This window comes from Sorangium sp. So ce1335 (assembly GCF_051521615.1).
GTDB lineage: Bacteria > Myxococcota_A > Polyangia > Polyangiales > Polyangiaceae > Sorangium.
In genome coordinates this window covers 1,113,114-1,131,571 of sequence record NZ_CP150363.1, presented here as the reverse complement: position 1 = coordinate 1,131,571, position 18,458 = coordinate 1,113,114, and the positions used below count along the sequence as shown (strand labels likewise).

At 71.1% G+C, this 18,458-nt stretch carries 17 protein-coding genes; 5 read left to right on the top strand and 12 right to left on the bottom strand.

Features of this window, described 5'->3' with window-relative positions; translation table 11 throughout:
* Window positions 1-44 precede the first annotated feature (44 nt).
* The 7 genes from WMF24_RS04095 to WMF24_RS04065 form a co-directional block, all read right to left on the bottom strand.
* Window positions 45-1,538: a B12-binding domain-containing radical SAM protein gene (locus tag WMF24_RS04095; RefSeq protein ID WP_437735027.1), complete on the bottom strand. Its 1,494-nt coding sequence runs from the start codon at window positions 1,536-1,538 to the stop codon at window positions 45-47.
* A gap of 15 nt (window positions 1,539-1,553) precedes the next feature.
* Window positions 1,554-2,285, bottom strand: a complete 732-nt coding sequence (locus WMF24_RS04090; protein ID WP_437735026.1) for a CPBP family intramembrane glutamic endopeptidase — start codon at window positions 2,283-2,285, stop codon at window positions 1,554-1,556.
* Window positions 2,286-3,057: 772 nt separating this feature from the next.
* Complete coding sequence (locus tag WMF24_RS04085) at window positions 3,058-3,609, bottom strand: hypothetical protein (protein WP_437735025.1); 552 nt, start codon at window positions 3,607-3,609, stop codon at window positions 3,058-3,060.
* A gap of 184 nt (window positions 3,610-3,793) precedes the next feature.
* Complete coding sequence (locus tag WMF24_RS04080) at window positions 3,794-3,946, bottom strand: DUF433 domain-containing protein (RefSeq protein ID WP_437735024.1); 153 nt, start codon at window positions 3,944-3,946, stop codon at window positions 3,794-3,796.
* A gap of 92 nt (window positions 3,947-4,038) precedes the next feature.
* The gene (locus WMF24_RS04075; protein ID WP_437738759.1) at window positions 4,039-4,254 is read right to left on the bottom strand and encodes an anti-sigma factor family protein; all 216 of its coding nucleotides are present in this window, start codon (window positions 4,252-4,254) and stop codon (window positions 4,039-4,041) included.
* 36 nt (window positions 4,255-4,290) lie between these two features.
* Window positions 4,291-4,977 carry an RNA polymerase sigma factor gene (locus WMF24_RS04070; protein ID WP_437735023.1) on the bottom strand — a complete coding sequence of 229 codons (687 nt, stop codon included), beginning with the start codon at window positions 4,975-4,977 and terminating at the stop codon, window positions 4,291-4,293.
* 95 nt (window positions 4,978-5,072) lie between these two features.
* Complete coding sequence (locus WMF24_RS04065; protein ID WP_437735022.1) at window positions 5,073-5,924, bottom strand: alpha/beta fold hydrolase; 852 nt, start codon at window positions 5,922-5,924, stop codon at window positions 5,073-5,075.
* Window positions 5,925-6,263: 339 nt separating this feature from the next.
* Here WMF24_RS04065 and bioA point away from each other — a divergent pair, with 339 nt between their 5' ends.
* Both bioA and WMF24_RS04055 read left to right on the top strand, forming a co-directional pair.
* Window positions 6,264-7,547: an adenosylmethionine--8-amino-7-oxononanoate transaminase gene (gene bioA / locus WMF24_RS04060; RefSeq protein WP_437735021.1), complete on the top strand. Its 1,284-nt coding sequence runs from the start codon at window positions 6,264-6,266 to the stop codon at window positions 7,545-7,547.
* Window positions 7,548-7,897: 350 nt separating this feature from the next.
* The gene (locus WMF24_RS04055) at window positions 7,898-10,702 is read left to right on the top strand and encodes a hypothetical protein (RefSeq protein ID WP_437735020.1); all 2,805 of its coding nucleotides are present in this window, start codon (window positions 7,898-7,900) and stop codon (window positions 10,700-10,702) included.
* Window positions 10,703-11,039: 337 nt separating this feature from the next.
* On the opposite strand, the gene WMF24_RS04050 is transcribed toward WMF24_RS04055, so the two are convergent.
* The 3 genes from WMF24_RS04050 to WMF24_RS04040 form a co-directional block, all read right to left on the bottom strand.
* A complete protein-coding gene (locus tag WMF24_RS04050) occupies window positions 11,040-11,942 on the bottom strand; it encodes a hypothetical protein (protein ID WP_437735019.1) in 903 nt (300 codons plus the stop codon).
* A 222-nt stretch (window positions 11,943-12,164) separates the two neighbouring features.
* The gene (locus WMF24_RS04045) at window positions 12,165-12,569 is read right to left on the bottom strand and encodes a hypothetical protein (RefSeq protein ID WP_437735018.1); all 405 of its coding nucleotides are present in this window, start codon (window positions 12,567-12,569) and stop codon (window positions 12,165-12,167) included.
* A 13-nt stretch (window positions 12,570-12,582) separates the two neighbouring features.
* Window positions 12,583-13,512: a LysR substrate-binding domain-containing protein gene (locus tag WMF24_RS04040; protein WP_437735017.1), complete on the bottom strand. Its 930-nt coding sequence runs from the start codon at window positions 13,510-13,512 to the stop codon at window positions 12,583-12,585.
* A 241-nt stretch (window positions 13,513-13,753) separates the two neighbouring features.
* Here WMF24_RS04040 and WMF24_RS04035 point away from each other — a divergent pair, with 241 nt between their 5' ends.
* Together WMF24_RS04035 and WMF24_RS04030 are read left to right on the top strand one after the other, a co-directional pair.
* Window positions 13,754-14,128 carry a VOC family protein gene (locus tag WMF24_RS04035; protein ID WP_437735016.1) on the top strand — a complete coding sequence of 125 codons (375 nt, stop codon included), beginning with the start codon at window positions 13,754-13,756 and terminating at the stop codon, window positions 14,126-14,128.
* 112 nt (window positions 14,129-14,240) lie between these two features.
* Window positions 14,241-15,083 carry a GFA family protein gene (locus WMF24_RS04030; RefSeq protein ID WP_437735015.1) on the top strand — a complete coding sequence of 281 codons (843 nt, stop codon included), beginning with the start codon at window positions 14,241-14,243 and terminating at the stop codon, window positions 15,081-15,083.
* Between the two features lie 21 nt (window positions 15,084-15,104).
* Here the strand turns inward: WMF24_RS04030 and WMF24_RS04025 are convergent, their stop codons facing one another.
* Together WMF24_RS04025 and WMF24_RS04020 are read right to left on the bottom strand one after the other, a co-directional pair.
* Window positions 15,105-15,935: a class I SAM-dependent methyltransferase gene (locus WMF24_RS04025; RefSeq protein ID WP_437735014.1), complete on the bottom strand. Its 831-nt coding sequence runs from the start codon at window positions 15,933-15,935 to the stop codon at window positions 15,105-15,107.
* A 253-nt stretch (window positions 15,936-16,188) separates the two neighbouring features.
* On the bottom strand, window positions 16,189-16,515 hold the full coding sequence (locus tag WMF24_RS04020) for a hypothetical protein (protein WP_437735013.1): 327 nt from the start codon (window positions 16,513-16,515) through the stop codon (window positions 16,189-16,191).
* A 378-nt stretch (window positions 16,516-16,893) separates the two neighbouring features.
* Between WMF24_RS04020 and WMF24_RS04015 the strand changes: the two genes are divergently transcribed.
* Window positions 16,894-18,402, top strand: a complete 1,509-nt coding sequence (locus tag WMF24_RS04015) for a sigma 54-interacting transcriptional regulator (protein WP_437735012.1) — start codon at window positions 16,894-16,896, stop codon at window positions 18,400-18,402.
* Window positions 18,403-18,458: the final 56 nt, after the last annotated feature.

Below are 18,458 nucleotides of genomic sequence, written 5' to 3'. Positions count from 1 at the left end.
CACCCGACCCCCGCGGCCCCTGACCCGACCGCCGCTGTGCCACGTCACGCGACCGCCGCCGGGCCGCTCGCCCGCCGCGCCCGGATCCGCGCGAGCCCCCGCGGATCCGCCCGGCAGGACGACGCGTCGATCCGCTGCGGCTCGAGGCCGAGCTCCCGCATCCTCGCCGCGTCCCAGGCCTCGATCGGGTCGCGCCCGGCGATGTAGCTGCGCGAGCGGTTGGCGAGCGGCGCGCGCAGGCTCAGCACCTCGGGCGCCGACATCGCGACGCACGCCTTGTAGCGGGGCAGATCGCTCGTCAAGAGCCGGCTCCACAGGTGGCGGCCCACGCTGGACAGGCTCCCGATCGTGCGGCTCAGGCGCTGGAAGTGCTCGACGACCTCGGACGGGTCCATCCGGGCCGGCCTGTGACACAGGGTGTAGCCGTCGAGATCCCGGCTCGTCACCCCGGGCAAGAGCCGCCCCTCGGCCGCCACCTGCGCGAAGAACGGCGTCTCCGGGTACGGGCAGACGATCCCCAGGAACGTGGGGCAGTGATCCCCGAGGTCGTGGAGGTACTCGGGCACCCGCTCCAGGTACTCGCTCGTGTCCCCGTCCGAGCCGACGAGCAGCCCGAAGGAGAGGACGATCCCGCTCGCAGAGGCCCGCTTCAGGACCTCGCGGACCTCGCTCAGCTTGTTCTGGCCCTTGTTCATGGCGCTGATCGACTCGGGGTTCAGCGACTCCAGCCCGGTGTAGACGTAGCGGCACCCCGCCCGCCCCATGAGGCGCACGAGCTCCGGGTCGCGCAGCACGTTGAAGGTGAGCGCGCAGCCCCAGATCTTCTTGAGCGGCATCAGCGCCTCGCAGAGCTCCCGCAGGTAGCGCGGAGATCCCCCCAGGTTGTTGTCGAGGAAGCCGAACGCGTCGGTGGTCACCCCGGGGATGCGCTGGTTGAAGGTCATCCGGTCGCGGATGTCCCGGATCACGTGGTCGATCGGGCGATACCGGTACTGCTCGTGCCCTGTCAGCACGCAGAAGTTGCACGAGAACGGGCAGCCGCGCGACGCCTCGATGCCCGGCAGGCGAACGAGGTTGTTGCGGTAATCGATCAGATCATAGCGGTAGGTGGGAATCTGGTCCGGCGGCACCGACGGGAGCGCGTAGACGGGCTGGAGCGCGCGCCGCTGGAAATCGGCGAGGAGGGCCGGGACGTTCGACTCCGGGTCGCCCGCGACCACCGCGTCGAAGTGCTGGAGCGCGTCCGCGCGGAAGTGGCTCGCGTGCCGGCCGCCGGCCACCGTGGTGATGCCCCGCCGCCGGAACAGGGCGGAGAGCACCTTGGTGTGCTCGTAATAGGCGTGCAGGTACGAGAAGAACACGAGGTCCCAGTCGCGGTCGAGGGGGATATCCGTCTCCTTCTCGTTGTAGAGCTCGATCTCCGCGTCCGGCGGGCACAGGGCCGCGATGAGCTCGGGCACGGAGGACTGCATGATCGAGCGCTCCTTGCGGTGCAGGCGGCTCGGGTGCGTGTAGGTCGAGATGATCGCGATGCGCATCGAGGGGCTCCCGGTTCAGTTGAGGCCGACGGCGACGCTCGCGAGGCCCAGGGCGGCGTGCGCGAGGGTCACCCCGGCGAGGGTGCGGTGCCGCGCGTAGAGCGCGCCGAAGAGGATGCCGATGGCGAAGGTGAGGAAGGCGAAGCCGAGCGAGACGTGAAGGTGGTAGACGCCGAAGAACGCCGAGGTGAGCGCGAGGTGGACCGCGCGGCCCGACCCGGGGAGAAAGCGCTCCAGGGAGGTCTGGATCACGCCGCGCGCGACGAACTCCTGGAGCAGGCAGTGGGGCGCGTAGAGGGCGAAGAAGACCGCCCGCCAGGTCGCGTCGTAGCCGGCGATCGATCCCCAGGTGATCAGGGGCTCGCCGCGCGTCCAGGCGCCGATCCGCAGCGCGAAGCAGGCGGCCGCGAGGACGAGCGCGACGGCCAGCGACTCCGCCAGGCTGCGGCGCAGGCCCGCGGTGGTCACGCCCATCCGCGCGAGCGGCAGCGACAGGCGGCGCACGTACCACGCGACGGGGACGAGGAGCACGAGCAGAAGCCCCCAGGAATACGCCATGTGCAGCGCCGGGGGCAGCCCCGGGACGACCGTCCGCTGGACCACGCGCGACATGACGAGCAGCGCCGCGGAGAGGACGATGAAGGAGAAGATCTCACCGCGGCGCCCGCGCGCGGCGTCCCCGCCGGCGGGATGGAGGATGCCCTCGCGCGCCTCGGGCGCGGCGATCGCCGGAGCGTTCATGGTCATACCGACGCTCTGAGCAGTCGACATGCCACGCGGCGCCCCGCGGCCGGAGCGCGGCGCGCGCGGGCGATCTGCGGCGCGCGCGCGGGCGATCCGCGGCGCGGGTACCCTTCCACGGGCGGGCGCCATGCGCGGAGGCGGCGCCGATTGAGCGAACACGGCGCAACCAGGACGGATGTCCGAGCGCCGTGCGTGAGGCGCTGGGGGCGCCCTGGCGCTCGGTTGGCGCTCCGGTCAGGCCGGGATCCCTTGTGGGATCTCCCCACACCCACGCTCGGCCTGCCGAGGGAGCCGCCAGGGACAGGCGAACGCCCGCCTGGGACAGGCGGCGACCTCGCCAGGGACAGGCGAACGCCCGCCAGGGACAGGCGGCGACCTCGCCAGGGACAGGCGGCGACCTCGCCAGGGACAGGCGAACGCCCGCCAGGGACAGGTGAACGCCCGCCAGGGACAGGCGGCGACCTCGCCAGGGACAGGCGAACGCCCGCCAGGGACAGGCGAACGCCCGCCAGGGACAGGTGAACGCCCGCCAGGGACAGGCGAACGCCCGCCAGGGACAAGCGGGCCCGTGTCAGGGACAGGCGAACGCCCCGTCGCCTGTCCCTGGCAACGGGACCCCTGTCCCTGGCAACGGGACCCCTGTCCCCGACACGGGCCCGCTTGTCCCTGTCAGCGGGGTCCCTGTCCGTTGCTCAACGTCGCGGCCGCCTGCGGTTCTGCCGCTCGTCCTGGCGGCAGCAGGGCTCGTGGGTGGGGCCCCCGGGCTCCGCGCTGCTCAGATGCCCGAGGACGACGCGAGGCAGGCGTCGAGCTCGGGGGTGTCCCGCCAGCCGCACTGGCCGGACGCGTCGCGCTCGCAGACGCCGTGCTTGCCGTAGCACGCGTATTCCTCGCGCCACTCGCACGTCGTGAACACGTCCTCGTCCGCGCAGACCTGCCCGCTGCAGCCGGTGACCACGCAGGACCCGAGGTCGCCGCCGGGCGGCGCCTCCCCGCCGCCGAGACACGCGGTGAGCTCCGGCGTCTGCCGCCAGCCGCACTGGCCGGACGCGTCGCGCTCACAGATGCCGTGGTCGCCGTAGCACGCGTACTCCTCGCGCCACTCGCACGTCGTGTACACGACCTGGTCCGCGCAGACCTGCCCGCTGCAGCCGGTCGGCCTACAGCGGCCGGGCTTGATCCTCCCGTCCGCAGAGACGAGCTCGGCGGACGCGCTGTCCACGGCGCCGATCTCGGGGCCTGCCTCGCCGCACGCCCCGACGAGCAGCGGGGCGCACAGGAGGAGCACAGAGACGGCAGACCGATGAAGCGTGGTGAAAGAATTCATCAAGGACCTCCTTAACAAAACAAAAACAAAGTACGGAGTGCCCGGAAGGGGCAAGCTCCTGTCCTTGGATCAAGCGGCGCCCCCACGCAACCCGCAGCGTCGCTCGTGCGCCCCAGCGTCTCTATCCTCTCATCCTTCAGGAACGACGCTCATGTCGGCGAGAAATTCATGTCCACCAGAACTTTCATGACGCCTTCAGCGGGAGCTCGACCTCCTCGGCGCGCCATGCCGCATAGGAGAGCGCCGCCATCACGTCGTCCCTCTCGAGGTAGGGATAGAGCGCGAGCACCTCCTCGACCGGGTGCCCCGCAGCCAGCAAGCCCACGATGGTACCCACCGTCACCCTCATCCCTCGGATACAGGGCCGACCCCCATCACGGCGGGGTCATGTGTGATCCTTGCCAGCAGCTCCGTCGCCATGCTGGAAGGCTAGCTGTCGGCGGTGGTCTTCCGCCGCTGGAACCGGGCGAACAGCGCGGCGCGGACCTCGTCGTGCAGCGGCTCGCCCGGGAGGCCCCGGAGCGCGTCGATCGTCAGATCCATCTGCCGCAGGTACGTGCGACAGCGGTCGCACCACGAGAGGTGCTGCGCGCAGCCCTCCGCCTGCTCCGAGGACAGCGCCCCCTCTTTCCTGTCGGTGATCATCTCCGTCAACTGACAGCACGTGACGAGCATGCGCGCTCACCCCCTCGCCAGGTATCGCTCCAGCGCCGCCCGGAGCTTCGATCGGCCACGGTGCAGGAGGACCCGCTGGTTCGCCTCGCTGATACCCAGGACCTCGCAGACCTCGTCGGAGGGACACCCCTCCACGTCGCGCAAGAGGACCACCGCGCGCTGTCCAGGCACCAGCGCCTCGAGCTCCCGCTGGAGCACGGCGCCGATCTCCTTGCGCAGCAAGAGACCTTCCGGGCTCTGCTCCGTCCACGGGACGGGCGGGTCCACCCAGTCGCCGATGCCGTCGAACCGGGCCGGATCGACCGCCGGCTCGCTGCCCTGATCCCCGTCCTCCAGCCACGAGACAGGGACCGTGCGCTTCTCGCGCGTGCCCCATGTCCTGGCGCGGTTCGTCAGGATCCTGAACACCCACGTCTTCAGCGAGGAGCGCCCCTCGAAGCGCACGAGCCCGTCGAAGACCGCCGCCCAGGTCTCCTGGACGACCTCCTGCGCGCCCGCCTGGCCGGCGAGCGTCCGGGCCAGCCGGAGCATGGGGGTGTGGAGCCCGGTCACGAGCTGCTCGAAGGCCTGCTCGTCTCCCGCGAGCAGCCGGCGGACGAGCGCAGCGTCGTCCGCGGCCGCCGCGAGGAGCGGGCCTGGGTCGGCCGGGGCGGCCGCGGTGCCGTCGGCGCCGGCCGAACCGTCGTTGGACACGGGGAGCACGGTACCACGCCGCCCGGCCCCGCATCAATCGACGCCGGGGCGGCGCGTCCCATGGAGCCCGTCGAAGACGACGGGCGCCGGCCGGATCACAGCGATCGCAGCGCCTCTGCGAGCTCGTTCGGCCTGGTCAGGAAGGGAGCGTGGCCCGCGTCGAGCGAGACGACCTTCTCGCAAGGCAAGGCCGTGTACTGCTGCCGCTGCTCGGCAGGGCTGATGGCGAGATCCTGGAGCGCCTCGATGTAGACGCGGGGGACCCTCCCCCACCGCTCCTCCGTGACGTGAATGGGCTCGTCGAACGGCCTCGCGGGCTCCTCGCGCAAATGGCCCTCGAGCCGCTCGATGTCCTCCGGAGAGCAATCCTGGCAGAAGGCGCTCTCGGCCCACCCCTCCTTGAACGTCAGCGACGTGCCGTCGCTCGACGGGACAGCATACGCCTTGATCGCCGCCCCCTGGTCGTCGGCCCACTCCTGGCTCAGCGACTGACCGTCCTTCATCAGGAACGCTGTCAGATAGACGAGCGTCTTCACCTTGTCGGGCCGCTGCTCGGCCGCCTGGCTCACGACGATGCCGCCCATGCTGTGGCCGACGAGGACGACCGGGCGCGAGGCGCCGTCGATGGCCTCCACGACGGCATCGGTGTAGGCCTGCAGGCTCGCGTCGGCGAGGGGCGTCGCGTCGTCGCCGTGCGCGGGGAGATCGAGGGCGATCACCTCGTTGCCGCCGGCCTCGAGGAGCGGCACCACCTTGTCCCAGGCCCAGCCGCCGACGAACGCGCCGTGGACGAGGACATACGTGTTCCTGTCCGACCCCTGGGGGCCGTCGCCCCCCGCGCCGCCGTCCGCATCGCCGCCCCCGCAGCCGGGCAGCGCGGACGACAGGAGCGCCGCGGCCGAGATCATGGTGCCAAACCGCAAGACATTGCGAAGCAGACCGTTCATGGATGTCTCCTCATCGTCGCAAGGCTCTCCTCGAGCGCGACGTCATCGGTGTTCCGACGTGCGACGGACACGCGCGCCCCTGCGCCCGGGCTCGTCCCCGGCGCCGCGGCGGCTCGTCCCGCTACATGCACAGTCTCGGAGGGGGCCCGAACGTTACGGCCCGATCGCGAAATCGTACGGAGCCTGGTGGCGCCCGGCGTTCTGGGCTAGACGCGTCGCGATGCCCTGGCGATCGGTCGAGCTCCGACGACCCCTCCTCCCCGCGCGCCGCCCCCCCGCGGGGCGAGCCGCTCGGACAGGCCCGCGCCCCGCCGGCCCGAAAGGCCAGAGGAGAGCTCCGTGACCCGTCGAGATGATCTCGTCGCGCGCGACCGCCGCTGCGTCATCCACCCCTACGCCGCGCCCATCTCGAGCGCGCCGCTGTTCGCCGTCGAGCGCGCGGAGGGCGTCCGCCTCACGCTGACGGACGGGCGCGAGCTCGTCGACGGCATGGCCTCGTGGTGGGCCGCCATCCACGGCTACGGGCACCCGGCGCTGACGGCGGCCGTCCGCGACCAGCTCGGGCGGATGAGCCACGTCATGTTCGGGGGGCTCACCCACGAGCCCGCCGTCGCGCTGTGCGAGACGCTCGTCGCGATGACGCCCGAGCCGCTGACGCGCGTCTTCCTCGCCGACTCCGGATCCGTGTCGGTCGAGGTGGCCATCAAGCTCGCCCTGCAGTTCTTCATCGCGCAGGGGCAGCCCGAGAAGCGCCGCCTCGTCAGCGTGCTGGGCGGCTACCACGGCGACACGTTCGGCGCGATGGCGGTCACCGATCCCGTGGGCGGCATGCACCACCTCTTCCGCGGCGCGCTCGCGCAGCACCTGTTCGCGGCGGCGCCCGGCCCCGCGTTCGACGCGCCGTGGTCGCCGGACGCCCTTGGCAGCATGGCCGCGCTGCTCGAGCAGCACGCGCGCGAGGTCGCGGCCGTCATCCTCGAGCCGATCGCGCAGAACGCCGGCGGGATGCGCTTCTACCACCCGCAGTACCTGCGCGAGCTGCGCGCGCTCTGCGACCGCCACGGCGTGCTGCTCATCCTCGACGAGATCGCGACGAACTTCGGCCGCACCGGGGAGCTGTTCGGCTGCAACCACGCGGCCATCGCGCCGGACATCATGTGCCTCGGCAAGGCCCTCACCGGCGGCACCATGACCTTGGCCGCCACGCTCTGCACGGAGCGGGTGGCCGAGACCATCGCCGGGAGCGAGCCGCGCGCGTTCATGCACGGCCCGACGTACATGGGGAATCCGCTCGCCTGCAGCGCGGCGCTGGCCAGCGTCCGCCTGCTGCTCGATTCGCCGTGGCGCGCGCGCGTCTCGGCCATCGAGGCGCAGCTCCGCCGCGAGCTCGCCCCCTGCCGCGCGCTCGACGCGGTCGCCGACGTGCGCGTGCTCGGCGCCATCGGCGTCGTCGAGCTCAAGCGGCCCGTCGACATGGCGCGCGTGCAGCCGGCGTTCGTGGAGCGCGGCGTCTGGCTGCGGCCGTTCGGGAAGCTCGTCTACACGATGCCGCCGTACGTCATCGCGCCGGAAGACCTGTCGCGCATCACCGGGGCCATCGTGAGCGTCGTCTCCGAGCTCTGATCCGCACGCGCAGATCCCGCCATAGCCAGCACAGAAGAGGATCGCCGCTGACGACCTCGCCGGTTCCGTGCGTCAGGGATCCCGCGCCTCGACGGCCCGCCGAGATCGATGCGTTGCCATTGACGTGACGCATTGCCATTGACGTGATCGATGCGTTCAGGTCGCCGTGCGCGAGCGATCGCCGAGCTTGTGGTGTGACACAGAACGTCCCCGAGCGCTTTGCGCTGCACAGCCCTCATGGTCATGATGGATCGGATTCGAATCGAACGGTCGGATCAGGAGGCCTGGGCGGCGCGACCGCTCATGCCGCGATCCAGGCGAGTTCGGTCGAACCGACAGAGAGGACCTCCATGAGCGCTTGGAAAGAGCCGGTCAGGATCTGCATCCCAACGAACGTCAACGCCACGACATCCCAGGTGCAGAACGGCGTGACGCTCGCGTTGAACGATCGTGTCTTGCTGATGGCGCAATTCGCTGCGTCGCAGAACGGTATCTGGTACGTGCAGTCCGTCGCTCCGCCGAACGTCACGCTCGCGCGGGCGCCGGACGCCGCCGTTCTCGGCGATTTCATCCCGGGGATGAGCGTCTGCGTGGGCCCCGAAGGGACGCTGTACGCCAACACCGAATGGGTGCTCACGTCGACCGGCACGGACCACATCTTCAAACAGCGTATGTTCGGCCCCGCCAAGGCGCCGACGGTGCACGCGAGCGAGCAGCCGGGCGCGAACGCGGGCGAGCAGATAAGGAACGCGATCCTCGCGCTCCCGTGCACGGGCGGCGTCGTCGACGCGCGGGGGATCACCGGGAACGTGGAGGTCACCGCGCCCATCGTCGTGGATCGACCGGTCACGCTGCTGATCGGCGCGGCCACCTACACGGCCAAGGCGAGCGCCTCCTCGCCGCCAACGTTCGCCGATCCGATGTTCGACATCCAGCCGAACACGACACATTGCGGCTCCTCGAGGCCGAACTTCACGGTCGTCGGCCTGGACCCGTACGCCTCGACGTTCACGACGACGATCGAGAACGGCGCCCTGTTCCAGCTGACGGGCAACTTCACCGGCACCATCGGTCGCGGCCGAGCTGTCTTCGTCGTCGAGCAAATGACGCTCGACGGCGGCAACTCGGGGACCGCGGTCGTCAGCGGCAGCACGATGGTCAGGACGCCTTCGTTCCCGACGATCGACTTCCAGGATGGGCTGATTCGCATCGAGCACAACGCGATCCAGAACTTCGGCGGCACCGCCATCGACCTCGGCGACTCCGTCTACGTCTACCGGATCCACGGCAATCAGTTCAAGTTGAACGCGTCCTCCGTCCACATCGGGCTCTACGGGGACGGGTCCATCAAGGAGAACTGGTTCTTCCAGGCGCCGTACAGCTCAAGTAGCGGCCCGACGCTCACGCTGCTCGGCCCCTCGGTGCGCGTCGTCAACAACTACTTCTTCCGAGCGGGGATCGGCGACACCGTGGCGGAGCCGGACATCCTCCTCGTACCCAGCAGCGACAAAGGGACGGGCCGCCAGGCCGGCGGGTACAGCTGGATCCTGGACAACAGATTCGCGAGCGAGAGAGAGAATTTCAACAAGGATCGTGTCCGCATCAAGATCCGTGGAAGGTCGGGAGGAGCCGAGGACCTGACGACCGTCGGCGGACCGCTCATGGTTCGCGGCAATCTGTTCCTGGGCGGCGCGAGGGTGATCGCGTCGGTGTCGGCGTCGACGAACGTCGTGACCGTCACCCTCAAGACGGCGGGCGTCAGCGACAAGCCCACCCAGGGCCTCGTCGCCGGCGACTGGGTGACGATCACCGGCGTGAACCAGCCGCAGTTCAACGGCGTCTTCAAGGTCACCGAGGTCACTGATGCCACGTTCAAGTACGCGCTCACGACGCCGGACGCATCGGCGAGCGGCGGCGTCGTCACCTCGGCGGAGACGTTCGCGATCGAGCTCGATAACCCCGGGTTCCTGCACGACATCAGCCAGAACACCTTCGTGAACTACGCGAACCTCATCAAGGACACCCAGAGCCGGGTCGACGCCATCTACGGCGGGTCGACCTTCTCGGACAATCACGTCGTCCCGCCGCTCGGCGGCGGATACAGGGAGTTCGTCAACGAGGGCCGAGAGTTCACGGTCACCCGGCCGAGGCCCGGGTCCGCGCTCGATGTCGTCAACGGCGATGCGCGCCAGGTGGAGACCAGATACCTCATCAACCGGGTACACAAGTCGGAGCAGCTCGGTGCGTGGCTCAAGAACGGGGGCATCGTCGTCACCCCGGGGGAGGCCGATCCGTTCGGCACCACCCGCGCGTTCAAGCTCACGCTGGGAGGAACGACGAACAGCCAGTACATCCGCAGCCCCGTCGATATCGTGAATCCCTCCGGCGCGCTGCCGACCGGCACGCGGCTGTTCATCACCTTCTGGGCGAGGATCCCGGCCGGATCGACGCCGGACCCCTCGTCGCCGGACATCTCCACGATGGTGGTGGCGCTCCGCGACATCACGGACAACACGACGGCGGGCAATCTGTTCACCGTCAACCTCGGCCACCAGTGGAAGAAGTACAAGCTCGTGAGCAATGGCATCATCTCCGGGCACACCTACAGCCTGCTTTTTTACCCCGGTTTTTATGATCGGCTCCGGGGCGAGGTGGCCGTGTGCTTTCCGCAGGTCTCCGAGATCGACGCGGACTACCTTCCGAGCGAGGACACGGCAGGATCGGTGTACGACAAGACCGCCGGGAGCCGGTTCGAGCAGGCGGCCGTCTTCACGGCGATCAAGACGAGCCGCCGCGCCGGCACGAGCGCCCCGGGCGTGAGCCTGGGAGAGCCGTCGGAGCTCGGCACGGACGGGAGCGTTGCCCTGGTGGACGGCTCCACCCAGGTCGCCGGGACGATCGAGCTGACCACAGGCACTGCCGATACGTCGAGCTCGGGTTCGGTCATCGTCACCTTCGTGGGGAGCGACTACGCGACGGGCAACGCGCCGGTCGTCATCGCGACGCTCGCCGACGGGGACGCGGCCTGGGCGGCGACGGCGCAGGCGCGCATCAGCGCATCGAGCAGCGGATCCTTCAAGGTAGCCTGGGCGACGAACGGAGCGGCGCTCGCGACCGAAACGACCTACAGGATCAACTACCACGTGCTCGCCTGAAACACCGAGGCGCCGCGGCGCGCCTTGCCGCGCGCCGCGGGCGCTCGCCTGTAGAAGCCGACGCCCCCGGAAGGACACGCCCCCGCCGCGCCGTGAGAGCGCCGGTGCGCCTCGCCGGCTCAGCCCTTCGGTGCTCGAGCTCGCGGGCGCGAAGTGACGGGCTGGATCCCTTGTTGAGAGGAGAGATGAAGATTCATCTCCCCTCTCTCTCCTCTGTGCCCTCTGTGCCTCTGTGGTTCCAATTCCTCTCCTTCTCGCCGCCCCGGCGCGAACGCGTGAGCGCGAGCTACGACGGCCGTAGCGCGCTCGCCCTTCGTGGAGCCCGACGCTCCATCGCTCACGGGCGCTGGAAGACGACCTTCCCCTGAGCGAAATCCGCGGTGGCGCGGAAGTAGCGCAGCGCGCTGCCCCCGAGCGCACCTTCCACCTTGGCGTCCATCATCGAGGACATGAACGCATGGAAGCTCTCGTCCTTGCGGAAGGTGAACCACACCGGGCCCACCTCGTGGCCCGCAATGGACACCTTGGGGACCTCGATGATCGCAAAGCCCGTACGCCGCTCGGCCTTGTCGACGACGCGCCATTCTGGATGGCGGGAGCGCCAGCGCTCGAATACGTTGCGCGCAATGAAGCTCGTTCCCCGGGTCGCGGGACCGCCGTCGCCCAGGGTAGCGAGCGCCTCGGGCGTGAGGGTCAGGGTGGCGCCGGTGTCGAACAGCAGGTCGATCGGCTCCCCGTCGACCAGCACGGTGACGCGACCGAAGTGCATCGTGGGCAGGCCATCCTGGGCGCGGGGTAGATGGAGCGGGAGCGCGTCAGAGGGCGTGTGGGCGGGGAGATCCCCCGCGGCGCGCCAGAGCAGCTCTCGCGCCGCATAGTCGAACGTCCACGTGCGCCCGCCGAACCAGCCCTGGCCGAGGAATCCGTCCGCCTCGTCGAAAGCCTCGTCGAGGACCAGGTAATGCGTCTTCAGCTCGGGAGGCTGGTGAATGGCGAGCGGCCGTGGAATGCTCGCCTCGGCGCGCCATGCGGGAATGGGCGTGAGGGAGAGCTCCTCCCCATCCGCTTCGATCGAGCGGAGCGTGAACCCGAGTCGCTCCACCACCGGCGCATGGAGGAATTGCGTGCCGCCGCCCGTGTCCGTGTAGAGGCGCAAGGGTCGCCCGTCGACCATGACAGGGCGGACGAAGATGCGGTCCGCGACGAACTCCGCGGGCAAGGCGACGGGACGGCCCGGCACGGGTTCCATGGGGCTGGGCGTCGCGGCCGCGACGGGCGTGGGCGCGGGTCCGGGCGAGGGAGGCGTTGCGGGGGTGCACGCCGAGGCAAGGAGGAGCGACGGAAGGAGGGCGCGCACGCCGACTGCATAGCACGTGCGTCGTTGATGCGCGCGGCGCCCGTACCGGAGGGCGGCGTCGTGTCGCCAGCCTCGCACGTCGACACGCCCGACGATCCCGCCGCGTCACTGCGGCGCCTGGAACGTCACCTTGCCCTCTGCGTCGAGCATCTGGATGCGTGCCTGCCCGTCGCGGTCCACGCCCAGACGGATGCGCTCGCGGCCCTGCGGGTCGGAGAGGACGATCCGCGCGTCCTCGTTGTGGTTCTCGATGGCGATGCGGCGCTGCACGACCTTGCCGGCGGCGATCACGTCCAGGTCCTGCGGCGTACGCGAGTTGATGAGGAAGCCGGCCAGCGCGTCGGCGCCGTCGGGGCTGATGCGCGTCACCAGCCCCATCGCGTCGTAGTTGGGATAGTCGAGCGCCAGCGCGCCCAGCACGGCGTAGATCTTGAGCCAGCGCACGTCGCGGCGGAGCCGCTGCAACTGCGAGGCGGGAACGGAGGTGTCTTCGGCGTCTTGCGGGTCCATGCGGGCTCCAGAGCTAGCTCCCCGAGGCGCGGATCTTCGGCGAGCCACGAGGGACGTGGCCGCCGCGGCCGAGCGCGTCGCCGAGCGCGTCGAGGAAGACACGCACGCGCGGGACCGAGGCGCGGCGCGCCGGCGTGAGCGCGTGAAGCGGCGGCCCCTCGATCGCGTGCGGCGCCAGCACCTCCACGATGCGCCCCGCTTCGAGCAGCGGCGCGGCCATGAAATCGAGGACCTGCGCCACCCCGATCGCCTGCACCACCGCGTCCAGGAGCAGATCGCTTTGATCGAGCAGGATGCGCGAGGGCGTCGCGATCTCGACGTCGCGGTCGCCGGCGCGGAAGCGCCACTCGACGACCTTGCCGCGCAGCACGAACTTGATGCACTCGTGCCGCGCGAGGTCAGCCGGCGAGGTCGGGGCCCCCCGGCTCGCGAGGTAGGCCGGGGCGGCGACGGTGATCCAGCGCGGCGTCCGCAGGGCGCGCGCGATGAGGGATGAGCTGTCGAGCGGCCCCATGCGCAGCGCGACGTCGATCTCCTCCTCCGCGAGCGGCAGGAGGCGGTTCGTGACGATGAGCCGGATCGACAGGCGCGGGTAACGCGCCGAGAGCCGCGCGACGACCGGCAGGACGCTTCGACCGAGCACCGGCGGCAACGTCACGCGCAGGGTGCCGTGCGGCTCCCGCTGCGCCCCGGCGACCTGCTCGCGCCCCGCCTTTAGCTGCGCGATGGCCGCGCGACAGCGCTCGAGAAACACCGTCCCCTCGGGCGTGAGCGCGACACGGCGCGACGAGCGCTCGAGGAGCACGACCCCGAGCTCGGCCTCCAGCCTGGCCACCGACTTGCTCACCGCGGCGGCCGTGACGCCGAGGCGCGCGGCCGCCGCGCGGAACCCCCCCGCCTCCGCCACGCAGACGAACGGCAGCACGCCGGAGAAGAGGTCCACGGCGGCGAGGATAGGTCGTTAACCTGTGGTTGACAATGCTTTGCCCGCGCCCCGGGTGGTCATCCACGCGCGCGCAGATATCGTGTCCATCGAGGAACGGAGGACGCGCCATCCCATGCCCTTCGACAGAAGATCATCTCTCGCCAGGACGGCGTCATGGGCCCTGTCGATCCTGTGGCTGACGCTGGTGTCCGGCTGCGCCACCTCATCAAGCACGTCACCGCGAGGAGGACCGAGACCCATGAGCACGGTCAGCGTACGTTACATGGTCGATGACGTCGACGCCGCCATCGCCTTCTATACGACTCACCTCGGCTTCGCGCTCGAGACCGACGCCCGCCCCGCGTTCGCCGCCGTCACCCGCGGCGACCTGCGGCTCCTGCTCAGCGGCGAGGGCAGCTCCGGCGCGCGGCCGATGCCCGACGGGCGCCAGCCTGTCCCCGGCGGCTGGAACCGCTTTCAACTGCCCGTGGCCGATCTCGCCGCCGCGGTGGCCCGGCTCCGCGCGGCCGGCCTGCGGTTCCGCAACGACATCGTGAGCGGGGTCGGCGGCTCCCAGATCCTGCTCGAGGACCCGTCCGGCAACCCCATCGAGCTCTGGCAACCCGCCCGTTGAGGGCTCCTCCGCCGGGCACGTCGCCTCGAAGCCTCCGCCGCCGTGCTAACGTGCGCGCCCGGGTCATCGCTCCGGCGCACACGGATCACGCACGAGAACGGGAGGTACGATCATGAACAAGGGCGCGTGTCTATGCGGAACGGTCCGCTACGAGATCGACGGTCCGTTCCAGATCATGCTGCACTGTCACTGCTCGATGTGCCGCAAGTTCCACGGCACGGCGTTCGCCACGGCCGCTGTCGCGCCGCTCTCGGGGTTTCGCTGGGTCGCCGGCGAAGACGCCATCCGGGCGTCGTCCGCGAGCGAGCATCGCTCCTTCTGCACGACGTGCGGCTCGGCCACGCCGCTGCTCGCGCCAGAGCGGCAGCTCGCCCTTGTCCATGCCGGCAACCTCGATGGCGATCTCGGCATCGAGCCCCAGCTCCACCAGTTCGTCGGCTCCAGGGCGCCCTGGTACACGATCACGGACTCCCTGCCGCAGTTCGAGGAATGGCCGCCCCAGATCCAGGCGCCGGTCGTCGCGCGCCCCGCTGCCCCGCCCAGAGAGGGCGTCACCCAGGGGAGCTGCCTGTGCGGCGACGTGGCCTTCGAGCTCCACGGCACGCCGATCCGCATGATGAACTGCCACTGCTCGCGCTGCCGTCGCGGGCGCAGCGCCGCGCACGCGACGAACGTCTTCGTCGCCCTGGACAGGTTCCGCTGGGTCCGCGGCGACGCGCAGGTCGCGAGCTACAAGGTGCCCGAGGCGCGGTTCTTCACCGTGGCGTTCTGCACGCGCTGCGGCGGCGCGGCGCCGCGGCTGTCACCCGAGCGCAGCTTCGCCGTGGTGCCCGCGGGCACGCTCGACACCGATCCCGGCATCCGCCCCGCAGCCCACATCTTCGTCGGCTCCAGGGCGAGCTGGTTCCGGATCACGGGCGACCTGCCGCAGTTCGCCGAGGCCCCGCCGCAGTGACAGCGCCGGCGCCTCGCCGGCTCAGCCCTTGACGGCCTGCAAGGTGTAGCTCGCGGCGAGGCGCTCCGGCTTCTCGCGGAGCCGCCATTCGCCGCGCGCGTCCTCCACCATGGCGTCTCCGAGCGGATTCCAGGGGACCGAGTCGTGCTCGGTGAAGTCGGTCAACCGCATGTTCGCCGCGAGGAGCGCGGAGATGATCTCGCCGAGGCCGTGGTTGAAGGAGATGGAGTCGGGCGAGGCGAGCTCTCCCTCGTGCGGCACGTACGTCTGCTTCTCGTGGAACAGCGTGCCGCCCTCGACGTTGAAGTAGGGATACTCCACGACGAGGAGGCCGTCCGGGCGCGGCTCGGAGAGCGACCACAGCATCGGGTGCCCTTCGCGCACGAACAGGCGACCGCCCGGCTTCAGCAGCGCCGCGACCGTGGCGGCCCAGCGCTGGATGTCGTCCAGCCAGCACAGCGCGCCGACGCCCGTGTACACGACGTCGAAGCGCCCGGCGCCCAGCGCCGCCACAGCGTCGTAGACGGAGCTGCACACGTAGTCGATCTCGGCGCGACAGTCCGCGGCCAGCCGCCTCGCCACGACGAGCGCCGGCTCGGAGAAATCAAGGCCGGTCATGCGCGCCCCGAGCCGGGCGAGCGACAGCGTGTCGGTGCCGATGTGGCACTGGAGATGGACGACGTCGAGGCCGCGCACGTCGCCGAGCCGCGCGCGATCGAACGCGACGACCGCCGAGAGGTGCCGCGGGTCCTCGCGAAACCTGGGGAGCTCGTAGCCTTGCGCGTGAATCGGCACGCGGCTGTTCCAGTTCGCGAGGTTGATCGCCACGTAGTCGCGCGCGGGAGAGCTCATGGGGCGAGGCTACCACGGTTCGTTCGCGCGATGCGGCCCCGGCACGTTCGCGCCGGGGCGGCGAGAGGGAGAGGAGAGTTTGAACCACAGAGGGCACAGAGGGCACAGAGGAGAGAAAGAGACGGAGAGGAGAATTTGAACCACAGAGGAGAGAAAGAGAGAGGGAGAGATGAGACGCATCATCTCTCTCCCCTCTGTGCCCTCTGTGCCTCTGTGGTTCCCTCTCTCTCTCTTCAACCAGGGCTCCAGCCCGTCACTTCGCGCCCGCGAGCTTGAGCACCGCGGCCTGCTCGGCGTCGGTCGGGTCGCGCTGGCAGTCCTTGCCGACGTCCTGCAACGCGTCGAGCTGGCGGACGAGATCCCCGGGGTCCACGCTCAGGCAGCCCTCCTCGAACTCCGAGCACTCGGCGACGGAGAGCGCCGTCCCGGCGACGTAGCGGCAATCGGGATCCCCGGGCGGGTACCTCAGGAAGGTGGAGGCCTGCGTGAGCAGGCACGTCGCGTCCGACGGCGCGTTCGCCTTCTTGCAGCGCGCGGCGGCGATGCGGGCCACCCGCTCGAGCTCGGCCGGGGCGAACATGCGGGCCCGAGGGGGAGCGGGCTGCGCGCTCGCGTCGCCGGCCGTCCGGGGGCCCGCGGCGGGGCGCGCCGGTTCGGAGCACGCGCAGGCGAGGGACGCGCACGCGCAGGCGAGGAAGAGCAAGGAGCCCCCGGGCCTCATGCAGCGACACGTACCACGCCCGCTCCATCGACCGCAATCCAGCGCGCCCGGCCGCGCGAGCCAGCCCCGGCGCGCGGCGTTCGGGTATCCTGGCGCCCGGAGGCGCTCCCCAGGGCGCCCTCGACGGCGGTGACGGCGCTGACCTGGCGACCCGCATCGAGCCAGCGCCTGCCCCGCCGGCGGCGCGCCGAGGTAGAACGAGCCGCAGTGAGCAAGGAGAGAGACGTGGCTGGCGCGATGTCCACCCGAAACGATGCGCAGAACGGCGCGAAGCACGACGGGCAGAGCGCCCTGGAGCTCGCTGTGTACGCCGGGGGCCGCGTGAGCCGGCACCCGCTGCCGGCCGAGGGGCGGGTGTCGCTCGGCCGGTCCAAGGAGAACGACGTGCCGATCGACGACAGCTCCGTCTCGCGCCGGCACGCGATCATCCACCTCGGCCCGCGGATCGCCATCGAGGACCTCGGCAGCGCGAACGGCACCCGCCTGCGCCGCGAGCGCAGCGCCGGGCCGACGACGAAGCTGCTCGAGCTGCACCTCGAGCAGGGCAAGACCCTGGAGCTGTCCGTCGGCGACGCCGTGAACCTCGGCTCGGCGCTCATCGTGATCCTGCCGCGCGAGGGCGCGGCGAGCGCGGCGCCGGGCCAGGGGCCGGGCGAGCCCATCGTGATCGACCCGGCCATGCAGCGGCTCTACGCGCTCGCCGAGCGCGTGGCGGCCTCGCCGATCACCGTGCTCCTGCTCGGCGAGACGGGCGCCGGCAAGGAGGTGCTCGCCGAGCACATCCACCGGCGGTCGCCGCGCGCGCAGGGGCCGTTCCTGCGGCTCAACTGCGCGGCGCTGTCCGAGTCGCTCCTCGAGAGCGAGCTGTTCGGCCACGAGAAGGGCGCCTTCACGAGCGCCGGCCAGGCGAAGCTCGGCCTGCTCGAGACCGCCGAGAAGGGCACCGTGCTGCTCGACGAGGTGGGCGAGCTGCCGCCCTCCATCCAGGTGAAGCTCCTGCGCGTGCTCGAGGACCGCAAGGTGATGCGCGTCGGGGGCCTGAGCCCGCGGCCCATCGACGTGCGCTTCCTCTCGGCGACGAACCGCGACCTCGCCGCCGAGGTGAAGCGCGGCGCCTTCCGGGAGGACCTGTTCTTCCGGCTGAACGGCATCGCGCTGACCATCCCGCCGCTCCGCGCGCGCGTCGCCGAGATCGCGCCGCTCGCGCGCGCGATCGCCGACAGGACCGCGGCCGCGCTCGGGCGCCGGGGGCCGGCGTTCGCCCCCGAGACGCTCGCCGCGCTGGAGGCGCACGGCTGGCCGGGCAACATCCGCGAGCTGCGCAACGTCATCGAGCGCGCGGTCGTGCTCTCCGGCGGCGACACGCTGCTGCCGGAGCACCTCTTGCTCGACGCGGCCCCGGCGGCGCCCGCGGCGGCTCCCCTGACGCCGACGCTCGACACGAGCGTCGCGCCCGCCGGCGCTGCCGCGGCGCCCGCCGCCGGGTCCGCGACGCCCGCGGGGACGGCGGCGCCCGCGCGGGCGGCCGACGAGGACGCCGGAGCCGCGCGGCCGGGCCAGAGCGCGGGCGACTTGCGGCGCGAGCTCGACGCGATCGAGCGGCGCCGGATCGTCGACGCGCTGGAGCAGTGCGCCGGCAACCAGACGCAGGCCGCGGCGCTCCTCGGCATGCCCCGCCGCACCTTCGTGGCCCGGCTGGACGCCTACGGCATCCCGCGGCCCCGCAAGCGAAAGAGCAGCGAGTGACCCCGAGCGCCCGCGGCGCGACCTCGCTCCCCCATTACCTGGCAGGTAATCGACCG